This is a genomic window from Kribbella sp. NPDC049584 (genome assembly GCF_040675555.1).
Classification (GTDB): domain Bacteria; phylum Actinomycetota; class Actinomycetes; order Propionibacteriales; family Kribbellaceae; genus Kribbella.
Genome location: NZ_JBFAPF010000002.1, coordinates 628,510 through 642,271 on the forward strand (window position 1 = coordinate 628,510; position 13,762 = coordinate 642,271).

11 protein-coding genes are annotated in these 13,762 nt (G+C 67.9%); 10 read left to right on the forward strand and 1 reads right to left on the reverse strand.

Features of this window, described 5'->3' with window-relative positions; all coding sequences use genetic code 11:
- The first annotated feature begins 49 nt into the window (after positions 1-49).
- The 10 genes from AB0J62_RS09765 to AB0J62_RS09810 all read left to right on the forward strand — a co-directional run bounded on the left by AB0J62_RS09765 (position 50) and on the right by AB0J62_RS09810 (position 13,168).
- Positions 50-1,450 carry a 3' terminal RNA ribose 2'-O-methyltransferase Hen1 gene (locus AB0J62_RS09765; protein ID WP_363866611.1) on the forward strand — a complete coding sequence of 467 codons (1,401 nt, stop codon included), beginning with the start codon at positions 50-52 and terminating at the stop codon, positions 1,448-1,450.
- Entirely contained in the window at positions 1,447-3,969 is a 2,523-nt protein-coding gene (locus AB0J62_RS09770; RefSeq protein WP_363866614.1) for a polynucleotide kinase-phosphatase, read from the forward strand. The genes AB0J62_RS09765 and AB0J62_RS09770 overlap by 4 nt, the downstream gene beginning before the upstream one ends.
- Positions 3,970-4,078: 109 nt before the next feature.
- Positions 4,079-5,929 (forward strand): beta-L-arabinofuranosidase domain-containing protein, encoded by a 1,851-nt coding sequence (locus AB0J62_RS09775; RefSeq protein ID WP_363866617.1) that lies wholly within the window; start codon positions 4,079-4,081, stop codon positions 5,927-5,929.
- Positions 5,929-7,623, forward strand: coding sequence for an ABC transporter substrate-binding protein (locus AB0J62_RS09780; protein ID WP_363866620.1), 1,695 nt, complete (start codon positions 5,929-5,931; stop codon positions 7,621-7,623). The genes AB0J62_RS09775 and AB0J62_RS09780 overlap by 1 nt, the downstream gene beginning before the upstream one ends.
- Entirely contained in the window at positions 7,620-8,573 is a 954-nt protein-coding gene (locus AB0J62_RS09785) for an ABC transporter permease (protein ID WP_363866623.1), read from the forward strand. The genes AB0J62_RS09780 and AB0J62_RS09785 overlap by 4 nt, the downstream gene beginning before the upstream one ends.
- Entirely contained in the window at positions 8,570-9,553 is a 984-nt protein-coding gene (locus tag AB0J62_RS09790) for an ABC transporter permease (RefSeq protein ID WP_363866626.1), read from the forward strand. Before AB0J62_RS09785 ends, AB0J62_RS09790 begins: the two co-directional genes overlap by 4 nt.
- Positions 9,550-10,350: an ABC transporter ATP-binding protein gene (locus AB0J62_RS09795; RefSeq protein ID WP_363866629.1), complete on the forward strand. Its 801-nt coding sequence runs from the start codon at positions 9,550-9,552 to the stop codon at positions 10,348-10,350. Before AB0J62_RS09790 ends, AB0J62_RS09795 begins: the two co-directional genes overlap by 4 nt.
- The gene (locus AB0J62_RS09800) at positions 10,347-11,168 is read left to right on the forward strand and encodes an ATP-binding cassette domain-containing protein (RefSeq protein ID WP_363866632.1); all 822 of its coding nucleotides are present in this window, start codon (positions 10,347-10,349) and stop codon (positions 11,166-11,168) included. Before AB0J62_RS09795 ends, AB0J62_RS09800 begins: the two co-directional genes overlap by 4 nt.
- A complete protein-coding gene (locus AB0J62_RS09805; protein ID WP_363866635.1) occupies positions 11,161-12,438 on the forward strand; it encodes an alpha/beta fold hydrolase in 1,278 nt (425 codons plus the stop codon). Before AB0J62_RS09800 ends, AB0J62_RS09805 begins: the two co-directional genes overlap by 8 nt.
- Before the next feature lie 43 nt (positions 12,439-12,481).
- Positions 12,482-13,168 (forward strand): GntR family transcriptional regulator, encoded by a 687-nt coding sequence (locus AB0J62_RS09810; protein WP_363866638.1) that lies wholly within the window; start codon positions 12,482-12,484, stop codon positions 13,166-13,168.
- Here AB0J62_RS09810 and AB0J62_RS09815 read toward each other — a convergent pair.
- On the reverse strand, positions 13,156-13,749 hold the full coding sequence (locus tag AB0J62_RS09815; RefSeq protein WP_363866641.1) for a TetR/AcrR family transcriptional regulator: 594 nt from the start codon (positions 13,747-13,749) through the stop codon (positions 13,156-13,158). The two genes, AB0J62_RS09810 and AB0J62_RS09815, sit on opposite strands and share 13 nt — an antisense overlap.
- Between the last annotated feature and the right edge of the window lie 13 nt (positions 13,750-13,762).

The window sequence follows — 13,762 nt, forward strand, 5'->3', positions numbered from 1 at the left end:
AGCCCCTAAACCGCGTGTCTCGCTCCTCGACCCGTGATCGAATGGCGCGGTGTTCCTGACGCTCGGCACCGACCTGACCGGCGTAGACACGCCCGCGAGTGATTTCGGGTTCCTGCTGCACAAGAACCCGTCGCGGCCGCAGAAGATCGAGGTCACCGGGGGATCGGCGCATGTCTTCTACCCCGAGGCGACCGACGAGCGTTGTACGGCGGCGGTCCTGCTGGCGATCGACCCGATCGGGCTGGTCCGCTCCGGCCGCGGGAGGGCGGCGGAAGGATTCACGCTCGGGCAGTACGTGAACGACCGCCCGTACGCCGCATCGAGCCTGCTCGCGGTGGCGCTGGCGAAGCTGTTCCGGACCGCGATGAACGGTCGCTGTGACGCGCGTCCGGAGTTGGCGGCGCGCGCGATCCCGCTGGAGATCCACGTGCCCGCGCTGCCGTGCAACGGCGGGTCCGACCTGGCCGAGCGGCTGTTCGCGCCGCTCGGATGGAACGTCGACGCGCGCCCGGTGCCGCTCGACCCGGAGATCCCGGCCTGGGGTGATTCGCGGTACGTCGACCTGCGGCTGACCGGCGTACTGCGGTTGGCCGATGCGCTCAATCACCTGTATGTGATGCTGCCCGTGCTGGACGACGCCAAGCACTACTGGGTCGGCCCGGACGAGGTCGACAAGCTGGTGCGTGCCGGCGAGGGGTGGCTCGGTGCGCATCCCGAGAAGGAACTCATCTCGCGCCGCTATCTCGCGCACCGGCGTTATCTGGCTGATGCGGCGCTGGAGCGACTTGTCGAAGTCGACGGCGAGGAGCTGGTCGAGGAGTCGTCGGACGAGGGCTCGGTTTCCCTTGCGGTCGAACGTCGCGGCGTCGTGGCCGGCGTACTGCGTGAGCTGGGCGCGCGGCGGATCGCGGACATCGGCTGCGGCGAGGGTGCGCTCGTCGGCGAACTGCTCAAGGACCCGATGATCGGTGAGCTGATCGCGACCGACGTGTCGGCGCGAGCTCTGATCCGGGCCAAACGGAGGCTGCACTACGACGACCTGCCCGATCGGCAGCGGGACCGGCTTCGGTTCCTGCAGTCGTCGGTCACGTACTCCGACGAGCGGCTGGCCGGGCTGGACGCGGTCGTGCTGATGGAGGTCGTCGAACACGTCGACCCGCCTCGCCTGCCCGCGCTGGCCCACTCGGTCTTCCACGCCGCCCGCCCCGCAGCCGTCGTGATGACAACCCCCAACTGCGAGTACAACGCGCGCTTCCCATCCCTCCCGGCAGGCAACTTCCGCCATCCCGACCACCGTTTCGAGTGGACCCGCCCCGAGTTCGAATCCTGGTCCTACGAAGTCGCCACCCGCTACAACTACTCAGTCACCTTCCGCCCCGTCGGCCCGCTCGACCCCGAGGTGGGCCCACCGACGCAACTGGCACTGTTCCGACGGGAGGACGCGCGATGAAGATCGACGTACCAGCGCTCTCCCTGGTGGTTCTGGTCGGGGCGAGTGGGTCGGGGAAGTCGACGTTTGCTCGGGAGCATTTCCTGGCGACGGAGGTGATCTCGAGTGACTTCTGCCGTGGGCTGGTCTCGGACGACGAGAATGACCAGGCCGCGACCAAGGACGCGTTCGAGGTGCTGAACTTCATCGCGGGCAAGCGTCTTGCCGCCGGGCGGCTGACGGTCATCGACGCGACCAACGTGCAGCCTGAGGCCCGCAAGGAGCTCGTGAACCTCGCCCGGGAGTACGACGTACTCCCGGTCGCGATCGTGCTCGACCCGCCGGAGCGGGTGTGTATCGAGCGCACCGAACAGCGCGCCGACCGGCAGTTCGGCGCGAAGGTGATCGCCCGCCAGCGCTCACAACTCAAGCGCGGCCTGCGAAGCCTCAAGCGTGAAGGCTTCCGGACCGTTCACGTGCTGAACAGCGTCGACGAGATCGATGCCGTCAGCATCGAACGCACGCGACTGTTCAACGACCTCAAGGACCAGTCCGGCCCGTTCGACATCATCGGCGATGTCCATGGCTGCCGTCCCGAGCTAGAGCAGCTACTCACCGAACTCGGCTACACGATCGCCCGCGACGACGCCGGCCGTCCCGTCGACGCGGTCCACGCGGACCGCCGTGCGGTGTTCGTCGGCGACCTGGTCGACCGCGGCCCGGACACTCCCGGCGTACTGCGTCTCGTCATGGGCATGGTTGCCAACGGCAACGCGTACTGCGTGCCGGGCAACCACGAGGACAAACTGCTCCGCGCGCTCCGCGGCAAGAACGTCAAGATCAGCCACGGCCTCGAGACAACACTCGAGCAGCTCGCGCTGGAGCCGCCGGAGTTCCGCGACCAGGTCGAAACCTTCATCGACGGACTGATCTCCCACTACGTGTTCGACGGCGGCAAGCTGGTCGTCTCGCACGCCGGGCTGGTCGAGCGCATGCACGGTCGCGCGTCCGGCCGGGTCCGCTCCTTCTGCCTGTACGGCGAGACGACGGGCGAGACCGACGAGTTCGGGCTGCCCGTGCGGTACCCGTGGGCGAACGACTACCGCGGTCGCGCGATGGTCGTCTACGGCCACACCCCGACGCCCGAGCCGGAGTGGATCAACAACACGATCTGCCTCGACACAGGCGCGGTCTTCGGCGGTTCGCTGACCGCGCTGCGTTATCCCGAGCGTGAGCTGGTGTCGGTGAAGGCGGCCGACGAGTACTATGCGCCGGCCAAACCGTTGCATGTAGCAACGGCACCGTCGCGCGAACCCGACGTACTCGAGCTGACCGACGTGACCGGGCGTCGAGTGATCGAGACCGCCACGCACGGGCGCCTGAGCGTCCGCGCCGAGCAGGCTGGTGCGGCGCTCGAGGTGATGAGCCGGTTCGCGATCGACCCGCGGTTCCTGCTGTATCTGCCGCCGACGATGAGCCCGGTCGCGACATCCCCCGAGCCGGGCCTGCTGGAGCACCCGCGACAGGCGTTCGAGACGTACCGCGCGCAAGGCGTCACCGAGGTGGTGTGCGAGGAGAAGCACATGGGCTCGCGCGCGGTCGTGCTGCTGACGCGGGACGACGACGTCGCGGAGAAGCGCTTCGGCCTTGCCGGCCGGGGTGCGATCCACACCCGAACCGGACGGTCGTTCTTCGACGCGGACCTGACCGACGAACTCCTTCTCCGCCTGCGCCGCGTCGCCTCCGATGCCGGCATCTTCGAACAAGTCGACACGTCCTGGCTCCTGCTCGATGCCGAGCTGCTCCCGTGGAGCGCGAAGGCCGAGGACCTGCTCCGCAACCAGTACGCCGCCGTCGGCGCGGCCGCCCGTACGTCGTTGCCCGCAGCAACCGCCGCGCTCCGGTCCGCCGTCGGCGCCGGGCTGGACGTGGGCGACCTGCTGGCGTCGATGGAGCGCCGTACGACGAACGCCGCGAAGTTCACCGACGCGTATCGACGGTACTGCTGGCCGACCGACGGGCTGGACGGCGTACGGCTGGCGCCGTTCCAGGTGCTGGCGTCCGAGGGGGCGACGTACCAGGACAGGCCGCACGCGTGGCACCTCGACGTGGCTGACCGGATGGTTGCCAAGGGCCCGGAGCTGATCACGCAGACCAGACGACTGTTCGTCGACGCGGACAACTGGGACGCCGGGATCGCCTGGTGGGAAGAGCTCACCGCCGCCGGGGGAGAGGGGATGGTCGTCAAGCCGGCCGCGAACCTGACCCGCACGGGGAAGGGTCTCGCACAGCCCGGCCTGAAGGTCCGCGGGCAGGAGTACCTGCGCCTCATCTACGGCCCGGACTACACCGACCCCGCCAACTTCACCCGCCTCCGCGACCGCAACCTGGGTCACAAGCGCTCGCTCGCACTCCGCGAGTACGCCCTGGGCCTGGAGTCCCTCGACCGAGCCGCCCGCGGCGAGCCGCTCTGGCGCATCCACGAATGCGTCTTCGCCGTCCTGGCCCTCGAATCAGAGCCGATCGACCCGCGCCTCTGAGCTCGCCGGGGGCGCGGGTGATGGTTTCCGGCGTGTAAACCTCTACCGTGATCCCTTGGCAAGGTGTGACATTGCACTTAAGGTCAGTGCAATGTCACACGGTACTGAGGTGAACGTAGGGCTGACCGGTGGGCTGCTGGGGAGTTGGCAGCGGCGGAACCGGGAGGCGACGATTCCGCATGTCATCGGCGAACTGCGGAAGGCCGGGAACCTGGAGAACCTCCGCCGGCTCGCCGATCCGTCGGTCGGGCCGTACCGCGGGCGGTACCCGTTCCTGGACACGGACCTGTACAAGACGCTCGAAGGGCTCGCGTACGAGGTGGCCCGCGACGACGCGCCGGCCGGGGCGCGGGAGTTCTTCGACGAGGTCGTCGTCCTGCTCGGACAGGCGCAGGCCGAGGACGGTTACCTGAACTCGTACTTCCAGGACCCGGATCAGCCCAAGCAGCCGTGGTCGGATCTCGGGTGGGGGCACGAGCTCTACAACCTCGGCCACCTCATCCAGGCCGCCGTCGCCGCGAACCGCCGGCTCGACGACGACCGGCTGCTGACGATCGCGCGCAAGTTCGCCGACCTCGTGGTCCGCAAGTACGGCGAGCATGGCGAGGAAGTGATCGACGGCCACCCCGAGGTCGAGATGGCGCTCGTCGAGCTGTACCGAGAAACCGGCAACGCGGACTATCTGACGCAGGCGCGGTTGTTCGTCGACCGGCGCGGGCAGGGGAAGCTCAAGCACACGATCTTCCCGGGCGAGTACTTCCAGGATCACGTTCCGTTCCGCGAGTTGCCATCCGTCATCGGGCACGCCGTACGGATGGCCTATCTGGCCGCCGGTGTGACGGATGTATACCTGGAGACCGGCGATCAGAGCCTGCTGGCCGCGCTCGAGCGCCTGTGGGACGACATGGTCGCGACCAAGCTGTACCTCACCGGCGGCCTCGGCAGCCGGCACTCCGACGAGGCGATCGGCGACCGGTACGAGCTGCCGTCCGAGCGTGCGTACGCCGAGACGTGCGCCGCGATCGCGACGATGCAATGGGCGTGGCGGATGTTCGTCGCCACCGGCAAGGCGTCGTACCTCGATGTCTACGAGACCGTGCTCTACAACGCTTACGCCGTTGGGCTTTCGGCGGATGGTACGGCGTTCTTCTACGACAACCCGCTGCAGCGGCGGCCGGATCATGAGCAGCGATCCGGTGCCGAGGACGGTGGCGAACTGCTGCGGCGGGCGTGGTTCGGATGCCCGTGCTGCCCGCCGAACATCGTCCGCTGGATGTCCGAGCTCCAGGACCAGATAGCAATGACCCGCGACAACATCCTGTACGTCGGGGTGTACGCCGACTCGCACATCACCGCCGGTGACCTGGCCATCAGCGTCTCCACCAACTACCCGTGGGACGGCGAGATCACCCTCACGGTCGAGAACGCGCCGGCCGAGGAACGCACGATCGCACTCCGGGTCCCGGCCTGGGCGACCGAGGCGACACTCGCCCTGCCCGGGGCCGCAGGCGAGGCGCCGGCCCTGGGCGAAGACGGCTGGGTTGTCGTCCGCCGCACTTTCGTTGCCGGCGACGTCGTGCGGCTGACGTTGCCGATGGCACCGAGAGCGCACGGATCGCACCCGCACCTGGACGCGACCCGTGATGCGATCGCGGTGGCGCGCGGGCCGCTGGTTTATTGCGTCGAGCAACAAGACGTGGATGCGCCGGTCGACGACCTGTTACTGACGCCAGGTGCTGTCCGCGCGGCGATCGCGCGGCAGCGCGACGACCATTTCGTGCTCGAGCTGACCGCCGGGGTTGCACCCGAGCCGCCGGCCGAGCTCTATCCCGTGATCACCGAGACAGCCCGGCAATCCGCCGTCGAAGAAGTGCCGGCGACGTTCGTCCCGTACTTCCTGTGGGGAAACCGTGAGGCCCTGGCCATGCGTGTGTGGCTTCGAACCGAAAGAGAAGGCTGATGAAGAGAACCTCAATGCTTGTGGGGCTGGTGGCTACGGCAGCGCTCACCCTCAGCGCGTGCGGTGGCGGCACGTCCGGGGCCGGCGGCCAGTCGGCCGGTCCGGGTGCCAAGGCGGAACAGGGCGGCACCTTGCAGGTGCTCGCGAACGCGGCCTTCTCGCACCTCGACCCGGCCCGTGGTTTCGACGGCGGCGTCAACAACTTCTACCGGCTGATCTACCGGACGCTCACCACCCAGGGCGCCGCACCGGGTGCCGAAGGCACCAAGATCGTGCCGGACCTCGCCACTGACACCGGCAAGCCCAGCGACGGCGGCAAGACCTGGACATTCACGCTGAAGGACGGACTGTTCTTCGAGACCGGCGCGCCGATCACCAGCGCCGACGTGAAGTGGGGTGTCGAGCGCGCCTGGGATCCCGAGATCGGCATCGGCTCGCCGTACGCGAAGCAGTTGATCGAGGCGCCCGCGTCGTACCAGGGCCCGTACAAGTCGGGTGACCTGGCAACGATCGCGACGCCGGACGCGAAGACGATCGTGTTCCATCTGAAGAAGCCGTTCGCGGACTTCGGCAGCGTGGTCGCGCAGAACACGTTCACGCCGGTGCCGAAGGGCCAGGGCGCGGGCAACCAACTGGACAGCAAGCCGATCTCGTCCGGTCCGTACAAGCTCGCCGACTACAAGCCGGGCGCCTCGCTCAAGCTGGTCCGCAACGACAAGTGGGACAAGAAGACCGACAACGTCCGTACGGCGAACCCGGACGCGTTCCAGTGGACGTTCGGCCTCGACCCCGCCACGATCGACGAGCGGATGCTCGCCGGCCAGGGCACCGACGCCGACGCGATCGCCGGTACCGTGCAGGCCGCGACCGTGGCCCGGATGCAGACGCCGCAACTCAAGCAGCGCACGATGACCGGCATCAACGGCTGCACGACGTACATGGGCCTGAACACCACGAAGAAGCCACTGGACAACGTGAAGGTGCGGCAGGCGATCAACCTCGCGGTGAACAAGCAGACCGTGCGTGACGCGGACGGCGGATCGGCGCTCGCCGAGATCGGGAACACGATCCAGCCGCCGACGATCGCCGGCCGGGTGGACTACGACCCGTACCCGAGCCCGGACAACAAGGGCGACGTCGAAGGCGCCCGCAAACTGCTGACCGAGGCCGGCCTCGCGAACGGCTTCACGATGACGCTCGACACGCGGGCACAACCGAAGATGCAGGCGATGGCGGTCGCGATCCAGCAGGCGCTCGAGCCGCTGAAGGTCACCGTGAAGATCAACACGATCGACACCGCGACGTACTACGAGGTGATCGGTACGACGTCGCAGCAACACGATGCGGCGATCACCGGCTGGTGCCCGGACTGGCCGTCCGGCGCGACCTTCCTGCCGCCGCTGTTCGACGGCCGCAACATCACCCCGAAGGGCAACACGAACCTGTCCCAGCTCAACGACCCGGGCGTGAACGCCAAGATCGACGAGATCGCAAAGCTCACCGACGTCAACGCGGCGAACGCGGCGTACGGCGAGCTGGACAAGCAGATCATGGCGCTCGCGCCGGTCGTGCCACTGCTGTACGAGAAGGTCCTGATGCTTGTCGGTAGCAACATCGGTGGCGCCTACCTGCACGACGGCTTCTCCGGCGGGATCGACCTGGTCTCGGTCGGCCTCAAGGACGCAGGGAAGTGACAACCAGCCCGACGCTTGTCGAGGTCGAGGAGGCGGTGCCATCTGGGCCGTTGGCGCCGCCCACCTCGGGCAAGCGGGTGCTCACCACGATCACCCGGGACAAGGGCGCGCTGGCGTGCCTGGTGTTCCTGGCGATCGTCGTGCTGATGGCGGTCGCCGCCCCGCTGATCACCAAGCTCAGCGGGTGGGGGCCGTACGAGTTCGACTCGGCCGCGATCAACTCCGACCTGGGCGGCGTACCGCACGGCTCGCTCGGCGGGATCAGCGGCTCGCACTGGTTCGGCGTCGAACCGCAGAACGGCCGCGACCTGTTCGCCCGGATCGTGTACGGCGCGCGCGTGTCGATCACGATCTCGTTGTCGGCGACCCTGCTGACCGGGATCCTCGGCGTGGTGCTCGGCATGCTGGCCGGGTTCTACCGCGGCTGGGTGGATCAGGTGATCTCGCGGCTGATGGACTTCCTGATGGCGTTCCCCGCGCTGATCTTCATGATCGCGATCCTGTCCTCGCTGCCGTCGGGCAACCGGCCGGTGCTGCTGGTGGTGGTGATCAGCGGGTTCGGCTGGCCGTACCTGGCCCGGGTGATCCGCGGGCAGACGATGACGCTGGCCAATCGTGAGTTCGTCGAGGCGGCGCGGGCCTGTGGAGCCAAGGATACCCAGGTGGTGTTCCGGGAGATCCTGCCGAACCTGCGCGGCTCGATCGTGGTGATGACGACGCTGGCGATCCCCGGCTTCATCGGCACCGAGGCCGGGCTGTCGTTCCTCGGCGTCGGCGTCTCGCCGCCGACCGCGTCGTGGGGCCAGATGATCGCGAGCTCGGTCAGTTGGTACTCCGTCGACCCGATGTTCTTCGCGATCCCGGGCGCGTTCCTGTTCCTCACCGTGCTCTCGCTGACCGTCCTCGGCGACAAGATCCGCACGCTGATCGACCAAGGAGAGGCCGCATGATGCGCTATGTCCTCGGCCGGCTCGGTAGCGTCGTACTGATCCTGCTGGCCGTGTGTCTGTTCACGTATCTGATCTTCTTCAAGCTGTCGCCGGATCCCGCGGTGATGATCTGCGGCAAGACGTGTACGCCGGACCGGATCAACTCGATCCGCGACGTGCTCGGGCTGAACCAGCCGATCCTGACCCAGTTCTGGGAGTTCCTGCGCGGCATCTTCGCGGGCCGTCAGTACGGCTCGGTGCACTGTCCGGCGCCGTGTCTCGGCTACAGCTTCCAGACCAACGAGTCAGTGTGGAGCATGATCACCGCGCGGCTGCCGGTCAGCATCACGGTCGCGGTCGGCGCCGCCGTGCTGTGGCTGCTCGCCGGTGTCATCGGCGGTCTCGTCAGCGCCGTGAAGCAAGGAACCTGGTGGGACCGTACTGCGATGGCGCTCGCGCTCGGCGGCGTGAGTGTGCCGAACTACGTGCTCGCGCTGCTGCTGCAGTACGTGCTCGTGGTGAAGCTGCAGGTGCTGCCGTTCCCCTCGGCGGTGCCGTTCGCGGACAACCCGGTGCTGTGGTTCGAGTCGTACCTGATGCCGTGGGTCGTGCTGGCGGTCGGCTACGCCTGTCTGTACGCACGGTTGACCCGGAGCAACGTCATCGACACCTTGTCGGAGAACTACTTCCGTACTGCGCGTGCGAAGGGACTGAGCGGCTCGCTGATCATGCGCCGCCATGCACTGCGGCCGGCGTTGACGCCGATCACGACGATCTTCGGGATGGACTTCGCCGGGCTGCTCGGCGGTGCGTTGATCACCGAGACCGTGTTCGGGCTGAACGGGATCGGCAAGATGGCCGCCGACTCGATCGCGAAGAACGACCAGCCGGTGATCATGGCGGTAACCCTGCTCGCCGCGTTCTTCGTTGTCATCGGCAACGTCGTGGTGGACCTGCTGTACACAGCGCTGGATCCGCGGGTGCGGGTGGTGTCGTCATGAGCGAGCTCCTTGTCGTCGACAATCTGACGGTCACGTTGCCGACAAGTCGTGGTCCGGTCGACGTGGTGAAGAACGTGTCGTTCACGGTCGGCCGGGACGACACGCTCGGGATCGTCGGCGAGTCCGGGTCGGGCAAGTCGATGACCGCGCTCGCCGTGCTCGGTCTGCTGCCGCGTGGTGCGCAGACCTCCGGGAGTGTTCGGCTGGACGGCACCGAGTTGCTCGGCAAATCGGAGCGGGAGCTCAGAGCCGTGCGGGGCAACGCGATCTCGATGGTCTTCCAGGATCCGCTGTCGTCGCTGAATCCCTACTACACCGTGGGTCTGCAGATCTCGGAGATGTACCAGACGCATCAGGGCCGATCGCGACGCGCAGCCAAGCAGATCGCGATCGAGGCACTCGAGCGGGTCGGAATTCCTGATCCGGCGCGACGGGTCGATCACTATCCGCACCAGTTCTCCGGTGGCCAGCGGCAACGCGTCATGATCGCGATGGCATTGTGCTGCTCGCCGTCGGTGCTGATCGCCGACGAGCCGACGACCGCGCTCGACGTGACGGTACAGGCGCAGATCCTCGAGTTGCTGGCCGAGCTGCAGTCGACGACCGGGACCGGGATGATCTTCATCACCCACGACCTGGCGGTGATCAGCTCGATCGCGCAGCGGGTGCTGGTGATGCGCGAGGGTGATCCGGTCGAGTACGGGTCGGCCGAGCAGGTGTTCTCGGATCCCCGGCACGAGTACACGCGGATGCTGCTGGACGCCGTACCCAGGATCGATGACGAGGTATCAGCATGACGTTGCTGCAGGTCCGCGGCGTGACGAAGCAGTTCGTCACCCGGGGCGAAGGCGCGATGGCGAAGAGGTCCACGTTCACCGCGGTCGACGACGTGAGCTTCGAGGTGGAGCTCGGTGAGACGCTCGCGATCGTGGGGGAGTCGGGCAGCGGGAAGTCGACGACCGCGCGGATCGCGGCCCGGTTGCTGGAGCCGACGACCGGCGCGGTTGTGTTCGACGGGCAGGACGTGACACGGGCCGGCGGCAAGGAGTTGGCGACGTTCCGGAACAACGTGCAGGTGGTGTTCCAGGACCCGTTCTCGTCGCTCAACCCGCGCTACACGGTGGAGCGGATCATTACCGCGCCGCTCACGTATCAAGGGATCGCGCCGGCCGGCGGGCGACGGGCGTTCACGCAGGAGTTGATGGAACGCGTCGGGCTGAACCCGGACCACTACCGGCGCTACCCGGCGCAGTTCTCCGGCGGACAGGCGCAGCGGATCGGGATCGCTCGCGCGCTCGCGGTGAACCCGAAGCTGGTGATCTGCGACGAGGCGGTGTCGGCGCTCGACGTGTCGATCCAGGCGCAGGTGCTGGAACTGCTGATGCGGCTGCAGCGGGAGAGCGGGTTCAGCTACATCTTCATCGCGCACGACCTCGCGGTCGTGCGGCAGATCTCCCAGCGCGTGGCCGTGATGAACAAGGGCAGAATCGTGGAGCTGGGGTCGCGGGACCAGGTGTTCGGCGATCCGCAGGACGAGTACACGAAGACGCTGCTGGCCGCCGTACCGCGGATCAACCCGGAGTGGGACGCCAGACGGAGGAGGGGCAATGGTTGAGTACACGATCCCTGGGATGCATGTTCGCGAGCACACGCTGGAGGTGCCGCTGGACTGGTCGAAGCCGTCTGAGCAGATCACGGTGTTTGCGCGGGAGCTGGTCGACCCGATCCGCAAGGACGAGGATTTGCCGTGCCTGCTGTTCCTGCAGGGTGGCCCCGGTGGCAAGGGTCCGCGGCCGAACGGTCCGGCCGGCTGGGTCGGGCAGGCGCTGAAGAAGTACCGGGTCGTGCTGATGGATCAGCGCGGCACAGGTCGCAGTACGCCGGTCACCGGGCGCCGGATCGCGGCGATGTCAGCTGAGGAAGGCGCCGATTACCTGGCGTGCTTCCGGGCGGACTCGATCATCGCGGACGCCGAGCATCTGCGGAAGACGGTCTTCGGCGACAAGCCGTGGTCGACGCTGGGTCAGAGCTACGGCGGATTCCTCACGCTCACCTACTTGTCCAAGGCACCTGAGGGTCTGACCGCCTGCTACGTGACCGGCGGGCTGGCCTCGATCGATCCCTCGGCGGCCGAGGTGTACCGGCGTACCTATCCACGCGTCGAGGCGAAGAACCGTGAGTTCTACCGGCGCTACCCGCACGACGTGGAGCAGGTGGCCGCGATCGCGGACCGGCTGGCGGCCGACGACGTACGGCTGCCGGACGGTGATCGGCTGACCGTACGGCGGTTCCAGTCGCTCGGGATCGACTTCGGGATGAAGCCCGGGTACGAGCGGATCCACTGGCTGATCGACGAGGCGTTCGACGGTGACGAGTTGTCGAGCACCTTCCTCGGGCAGGTGCTCGACTCGTCGTCGTACCTCGGGAATCCGCTCTTCGCCGCGCTGCAGGAGAGCATCTACGGATCCGGTGAGGGCGCGACCGGCTGGGCGGCCGAGGCGGAGCGGGCGCGGCGCCCGGAGTTCGCCGAGGACGCGCGGCCGCTGCTGTTCACGGGCGAGATGATGTATCCCTGGATGTTCGCCGAGATCCGCGGGCTGCGGCCGTTCCAGGGCGCGGTCGAGCTGATGGCGCAGCGGCCGCGGTGGCCCGAGTTGTACGACCTCGAGCGGCTCGCGTCGAACGACGTACCGGTCGCCGCGGCGGTGTACTTCGATGACATGTACGTCGACTCCGGGCTGCAGCTCGACACCGCCGGGCGGGTCGGGAATCTGCAGGCCTGGGTGACGAACGAGTACGAGCACGACGGCCTCGGGTCGGACCGCGTGTTCGAGCGGCTCACCGACTTGGTCGCGTCGATCGGGGGTGGCATCCCGGCGCGGTGAGGCACGGTGTTTCACAATAGGCGGCGACCCTGGGAGGTGAGCGATGAGTGCCGATTCGACCGAGCCGATGCCGAGCGTACGGCGGCTCGCACAGCGCGAGAACCTGCGTGACAGCGTTGCCAACGCACTGCGGGCGGCGGTGATCTCCGGTGAGCTGAAGCCGGGAGAGGTGTACTCCGCGCCGACGCTCGGGGCCCGGTTCGGGGTCTCCGCGACACCGGTCCGCGAGGCGATGCTGGACCTGGTCCGCGAAGGACTGGTGATCTCCCTGCGGAACAAGGGTTTCCGGGTCACCGAGGTGTCCGACGAGGACCTCGACAACGTGGCCGCGGTCCGGCAGCTGATCGAGCCGCCGACGATCCGGGACGTCGTACCGGTGATTCCGGCCGCGGACTACCCGCGGTTGCGCCGGCTCGCCGAGGACATCGTGCTGGCGGCGCAGGCGGGCGACCTGATCGCGTACATCGAGGCGGATCGGGTCTTCCACGTCACGCTGCTCGCGTACTCCGGCAACCAGAAGCTCGTCGACGTCGTGTCGGACCTGCGCTCCCAGACCCGCCTGCTCGGCCTCACGCCGCTGGTCGAGAGCGGCCGGCTGCTCCCGTCGGCCACCGAGCACCATGAGCTGATGGACCTGGTCGAGGCCGGCGACGGCGAGGGCGCCGAACAGCTGATGCGCCGGCACATCGGCCACGTCCGCGGATTGTGGGCCCGCTCTCAGAGCAGCTGACGATGAAGTGAGTCGGCAACGAACGCCTCGAACTCGTCCGGAGTCCACCCGGACTCGTCGACCAGCTCTTGATACACCCCGGGCGCCGCGAGCGCGCGGTAGATGGCCTGCGCCTGCTGGAGCGGAATCCTGAGCCGGCCTTCCAGCGACGCGATCATCGCGTCCATCACTTGGTTGCGTCCAGCAAGCTTCGACCGCAGCAATGCCTTTGTTTCGGGGCTTTCGTCGGTCGCGGCCTCGAAGATCTGGACGACGTCGAAGCCGGCGAAGTACAGGTTGGTGAGCCAGCCGGCCGCGCCGCGGAGTCGCTCGGCCGGGTCCTCGATCGCGAACACCTGATCGGCCCGCTCGATCGCGCCGGCCTCGCTCAGCCACTGGTCGCAGATCAGCGACAGGATCTCCCTCTTGGTGCCGAAGGCCGAGTAGACGGTCCGGGTCGCGACGCCGGCCTCCTTGGCGATCGCGTCGATGCTGGTGGCGCCGTACCCCTGCGCGGCGAAGAGCGCGCGGGCCGCACGGGCGATCCGCAGGCGGGTCTCTTCGGCCTGCACCTGGCGATAGGACTTGACAGCCTCGGGCATGTGGGCACACTAT